Origin of the sequence: Mycobacterium sp. (assembly GCF_019247615.1) — a bacterium.
Classification (GTDB): Bacteria; Actinomycetota; Actinomycetes; order Mycobacteriales; family Mycobacteriaceae; genus Mycobacterium.
Genome location: NZ_JAFBAT010000093.1, coordinates 1 through 5,798 on the forward strand (window position 1 = coordinate 1; position 5,798 = coordinate 5,798).

The 5,798-nt window shown below is 70.3% G+C and carries 3 protein-coding genes and 1 pseudogene; all 4 read left to right on the forward strand.

Annotation, left to right across the window (positions count from 1 at the left end; translation table 11 throughout):
• Positions 1-732 (forward strand): annotated as a pseudogene (locus JO059_RS06475) (hypothetical protein); the annotation flags it as partial.
• A 137-nt stretch (positions 733-869) separates the two neighbouring features.
• A complete protein-coding gene (locus JO059_RS06480) occupies positions 870-2,804 on the forward strand; it encodes a penicillin-binding protein 2 (protein WP_293315272.1) in 1,935 nt (644 codons plus the stop codon).
• Between the two features lie 151 nt (positions 2,805-2,955).
• The gene (locus JO059_RS06485; protein ID WP_293315273.1) at positions 2,956-4,524 is read left to right on the forward strand and encodes a UDP-N-acetylmuramoyl-L-alanyl-D-glutamate--2,6-diaminopimelate ligase; all 1,569 of its coding nucleotides are present in this window, start codon (positions 2,956-2,958) and stop codon (positions 4,522-4,524) included.
• Positions 4,521-5,798: UDP-N-acetylmuramoyl-tripeptide--D-alanyl-D-alanine ligase (murF, locus tag JO059_RS06490; protein ID WP_293315274.1), on the forward strand; the 1,278-nt coding region annotated here is incomplete at its 3' end. The genes JO059_RS06485 and murF, both read left to right, overlap by 4 nt.

A 5,798-nucleotide genomic window follows, 5' to 3' on the forward strand; every position in this document is an offset into this window, starting at 1 on the left:
CTGTGGTTGTCCACCGATTCTGCCGAGCGCTCGTACCGATTGAGCCACGCGCGCGAGAAGACGCGGATGCTGCAGCAGCAGAAAGAGGCGCTGGAACGCGATGTGCGCGAAGCGGAATCCGCGCCGGCGCTCGCGGAGGCCGCCCGCAAACAGGGCATGATCCCGACGAGGGACACCGCACACCTGGTCCAGGACCCGTCGGGTAACTGGGTGGTCGTCGGCAGCCCCAAGCCGGCTGATGGTGTGCCGCCGCCGCCCCTCAACACGCGGCTTCCCGATCCGAGTCCGCCGCCTCCTCCGACACCACCGGCGCTGCCACCGGAGGTCCCGGTCCGGGTGCAGCAGGGTCCCGGCGGTCCGGGTGTGCCAGGTAGCTCCGGGCCGGAGATGCTGCTGCGCGCACCGGACGGCTCGGCCACGATCGGAGGCCAGCACCTGCCGCAGACCGGCCCGCAGCTTCCCGGCGTGCCTCGTGGACCCGTCACGGGCCAGCTGCAGGCGGTCCCGACGCCCGGCCTGCCGGTACCGGGGGCGCCGGCGACCGGGCAGGCGCCCGCCCCGACGCCCGCCGAAGTGCCGATTCCGTTGGGCGGGCTGCCCGTCTCCGCTCCCGCCCGGCCCGCTCCGCTCCCCGCCGAGGTCCCGGTTCCGCTCCGGCCGGGGACGGCGCCGCCGGCCAACGGATCGCAGCCCGGTTCCCCGGCCGTCGCGACACCGGGTACGCCGCGGTGAGGCGCGGCGAGGCCCGGCGAACGAGTCGGTCGCAGCCTGAGGGGTCCACGCGGAGTCCGCGTAAAACGAAGGGAGCCAAGGTGGTTGGCCGACCGAGGCGACCTCGGAAGGCGCGGCAAACCACGCACGTTCCGGACATGCGGGTACCGAGGAGGTTCCGTAAAGCCAAGCCGGCCAAGAGCGTCGGCGTGGCCGAACGGGGCGACCCGCCCTCGGCGGGTCGTTCGGCGACGGAGCGGCGTACCCGCCACATCGTCAAGGCGAGCACGCGGGGCGCCTCGTTCGTCTTCCGCCACCGAGCCGGCAACGCGGTGATCTTGGTGCTGACGCTGGTGGCGGCGGTCCAGTTGTTCATGCTGCAGGTAACGAACGCCCCGAAGCTGCGGGCCCAGGCCGCCGGACAGCTCAAGGTCACCGACGTGGAGAAAGCGGTGCGGGGCAGCATCGTCGACCGCAACAACGAGCGGCTCGCATTCACGACCGAGTCGCGCGCGTTGACGTTTCAGCCGAAGAGGATCCGCCAGCAATTGGAGGAGGCGAGGAAGAAGAACTCGGCCGCCCCGGATCCGCAGGAGCGGCTACGCGACATCGCCAAGGAGGTCGCGGCCCGGCTGAGCAACAAGCCGGACGCCGCGACCGTGCTGAAGAAGCTGCAGGGCAACGACAATTTCGTCTATCTGGCGCGTGCCGTCGACCCGGCTGTGGCCGGCGCGATCTCCGACAAGTTCCCCGAGGTCGGCTCCGAACGGCAGGACCTGCGCCAGTATCCGGGCGGCTCGTTGGCGGCCAATATCGTCGGCGGCATCGACTGGGACGGCCACGGGCTGCTGGGACTTGAGGATTCGCTGGACTCGGTGCTGTCCGGAACCGACGGTTCCGTCACCTACGACCGCGGGTCCGACGGTGTCGTCATCCCGGGCAGCTACCGCAACCGGCACCGGGCGGTGAACGGGTCCACCGTTCAGCTGACGATCGACGACGACATCCAGTTCTATGTGCAGCAGCAGGTCCAGCAGGCCAAGAATCTGTCTGGGGCGCACAATGTTTCGGCCGTGGTGCTGGACGCCAAGAGCGGCGAGGTGTTGGCCATGGCGAACGACAACACCTTCGACCCGTCCCAGGACATCGGGCGCCAGGGCGACAAGCAGCTGGGTAACCTGGTGGTCTCCTCGCCGTTCGAGCCGGGCTCGGTGAACAAGGTGATCACCGCGTCCTCCGTCATCGAGTACGGCCTCAGCAACCCCGACGAGGTGTTGCACGTGCCGGGTTCGATCCAGATGGGCGGCGTCAGCATCCATGACGCCTGGGAGCACGGCGTGATGCCCTACACCACCACCGGCATATTCGGCAAGTCGTCCAACGTCGGCACGCTGATGCTGGCGCAGCGCGTCGGGCCGGAACGCTTTTACGACATGGTGCGCAAATTCGGGCTGGGTCAGCGCACCAACGTCGGCCTGCCCGGCGAAAGCGCCGGACTGGTGCCGCCCATCGACCAGTGGTCCGGCAGCACCTTCTCCAATCTGCCGATCGGCCAAGGCCTTTCAATGACCCTGCTGCAAATGACCGATATGTATCAGACCATCGCCAACGACGGGCTGCGGGTACCCCCGCGAATCATCAAGGCCACCATCGCACCCGACGGCACCCGGACCGAAGAACCGCGCCCCGAGGGCGTCCGTGTGGTGTCGCCGCAGACCGCGCAGACCGTGCGGCAGATGTTGCGCGCCGTCGTGCAGCGCGACCCGATGGGTTACCAGCAGGGGACCGGCCCGGCCGCCGCCGTGTCCGGCTATCAGATGGCCGGCAAGACGGGGACCGCGCAGCAAATCAACCCGGGCTGCGGGTGTTATTTCGACGACGTCTACTGGATCACCTTCGCCGGGATGGCCACCGTGGACAACCCCCGCTACGTCGTCGGGATCATGATGGACAACCCGCAGCGCAACGCCGACGGGACGCCCGGGCACTCGGCGGCGCCGCTGTTTCACAACATCGCGGGCTGGCTGATGCAACGGGAGAACGTGCCGCTGTCACCGGATCCCGGGCCACCGCTGACCTTGCAGGCCACCTGAACGCAGGTGACCCGAGCGCAGGGCAGCGGCGGATAGGCCGTCGATCATGCGTTCACGGCGTTGGTTGACACTGAGCACCCTTGGCGGACGAGCCCGCCGCGTTGGCCGCCACTCCTCGGTAGGGTGTCATGGCTGATCATGGGGATCACGCGTGGGAGGGAGGTGTGAATATCAGGTGGTGTCGGTGGCCACAGGTTTGCGCCCGAGCGCCGGCGACGGCGTGCCGCTGCCGGCGCTGGCGGCTCAGATACATGCGGTGACGGTCGACGGCGTAGCTGTCCCCGACGTTCTCGTCACGGGCGTCACCCTGCGCGCGCAGGACATTCAGCGCGGCGACCTGTTCGCGGCCCTGCCCGGCTCGTCCACCCACGGCGCCCGGTACGCCGGCGACGCGATCGACCGCGGTGCCGTCGCGGTGCTCACCGACGGCGCCGGGGTCGCCGAGATGGCCGAGCGGACCCATGCTGTGCCGACGCTCGTGCACCCCGCGCCCCGTGACGTGCTCGGCGGCCTGGCCGCCACGGTGTACGGCAACCCGTCGGATCGGATACCGGTCGTAGGCATCACCGGAACGTCGGGCAAGACGACCACGACGTATCTCGTCGAGTCCGGTCTGCGCGCCGGCGGGCGCATCGCCGGGCTGATCGGCACCATCGGCATCCGCATCGACGGCGAAGACATCCCCAGCGCGCTGACCACGCCCGAGGCGCCGGCGCTGCAGGCAATGCTCGCGGCGATGGCCGAACGGGGTGTCGACACCGTCGTCATGGAGGTGTCCAGCCACGCGCTGACCCTGGGCAGGGTGGATGGCACCCACTTCGCGGTCGGTGGTTTCACCAACCTGTCCCGCGACCACCTCGACTTTCACCCCAGCATGGCCGACTATTTCGAGGCCAAGGCCCTGCTTTTCGACCCGGAGTCGCCGCTGCACGCCCGCCGCGCCGTGGTGTGCATCGACGACGACGCCGGGCGCGCGATGGCGGCCAGAGCCGGTGACGCGGTCACGGTGAGCGCGGCCGACCACCCCGCGAACTGGCGGGCCTTCGACGCCGCGCCGATGGGCGCGGGCGGACAGGAATTCACCGCCGTGGACCCCGCCGGTGTGCACCACCGGATCGGCATCCCGCTGCCGGGCCATTACAACGTGGCGAATTGCCTTGTCGCGCTGGCGATTCTCGATGAGGTGGGCATCTCGCCGGAGCAGGCTGCGCCCGGGCTGCGGCAAACGAGGGTGCCGGGACGGCTCGAGGAGATCGACCGCGGCCAGGACTTTCTTGCGTTGGTCGACTATGCCCACAAGCCGGAAGCTTTGCGTGCCGTGCTGACCACGCTGCTGCGGCCGGATCGCCGGCTGGCCGTGGTGTTCGGCGCCGGCGGCGAGCGCGACCCCGGCAAACGTAAGCCCATGGGCGAGATCGCTGCCCAGCTCGCCGATTTGGTCGTCGTCACCGACGACAACCCGCGGGGTGAGGACCCCGCGGCTATCCGACGTGAAATCCTTTCCGGTGCTCGCGAAGGCCGCGGTGCCGCCCGGGTGGTCGAGATCGCCGACCGGCGCGAGGCCATCGGGCACGCGGTGTCCTGGGCCGGTCCCGGTGACGTCGTGGTGGTTGCCGGCAAGGGCCACGAGACGGGGCAGCGCAGCGGGGGAGAGGTCCGCCCGTTCGACGACCGGGTTGAGCTGGCCCGGGCCCTCGAGGCGTTGAAGGCACCGCAATGATCGATCTGACCGTCGCCGAGATCGCCGAAATCGTCGGCGGCACATTGGCGGACGTCTCGCCGCAGACCGCCGCGGAACTCCGCGTCACCGGGACCGTCGAATTCGACTCGCGAGCCGTCGGCCCCGGCGGACTGTTCCTGGCACTGCCCGGAGCGCGGGCCGACGGGCACGACCACGCGGCCTCGGCCGTAGCGGCCGGCGCGGTCGCCGTGCTGGCGGCCCGGCCCGTCGGGGTTCCGGCCGTCGTGGTTCCCCGTGAACCCGGAGCGCAGGCAGCCGAGGGCGGCCTGGTCCTCGAGCACGACGCCGACGGCTCCGGCGCGGCGGTGCTCGCCGCATTGGCCAAGCTGGCCAAGGCGGTGGCAGGAGAGCTGGTGGCGGGCGGGCTGACCATCATCGGCATCACCGGATCGTCGGGAAAAACCTCCACCAAAGACCTGGTGGCCGCGGTGCTCGAGCCGCTGGGCGAGGTGGTGGCCCCGCCCGGCTCGTTCAACAACGAGCTGGGTCATCCCTGGACAGTCTTGCGGGCGACCAGGCGCACCGACTACCTGGTTCTCGAGATGTCGGCGCGCCATCCCGGAAACATCGCCGCGCTGGCCGAGATCGCGCCGCCGGCCATCGGGGTGGTCCTCAACGTCGGGACCGCACACCTGGGCGAGTTCGGCTCCCGGGAAGCCATCGCCCGGACCAAATCCGAACTGCCCCAAGCAGTTCCGCCGTCTGGGGTGGTCATTCTCAATGCCGACGACCCGGCGGTGGCCGCGATGGCCGACGTCACCGCGGCGCGGGTGGTCCGGGTCAGCCGCGCCAGCCGAACCGAATCCGGGCCGAGCGACGTCTGGGCCGAAGGAGTGTCGCTGGATGAGTTGGCGAGGCCGCGCTTTACCCTGCACGCCATGAACGCACAAGGCGCCGTCGCGGCAGCGGTGCAGTTGAGCGTGTACGGCGACCACCAGGTCACCAACGCGCTGTGCGCCGGCGCGGTCGCGCTGCAGTGCGGCGCCAACGTCGAGCAGGTCGCGGCGGCGTTGGCCGCCGCGGGGCCGGTATCCCGGCACCGGATGCAGGTGACCACCCGGTCCGACGGCGTCACGGTGATCGACGACGCCTACAACGCCAACCCTGACTCGATGCGAGCGGGACTGCAGGCGCTGGCCTGGATCGCGCACCGCGGGGAGAAGGGCGGGTCCGCCGTCCGGCGCAGCTGGGCGGTGCTCGGCGAGATGGCCGAGCTCGGTGAAGACGCGATCACCGAGCACGATCGCATCGGG

Coding starts and splice junctions, on each gene's coding strand:
- JO059_RS06480 (WP_293315272.1), top strand. CDS start 870: ATGCGGGTACCGAGGAGGTTCCGTAAAGCCAAGCCGGCCAAGAGCGTC.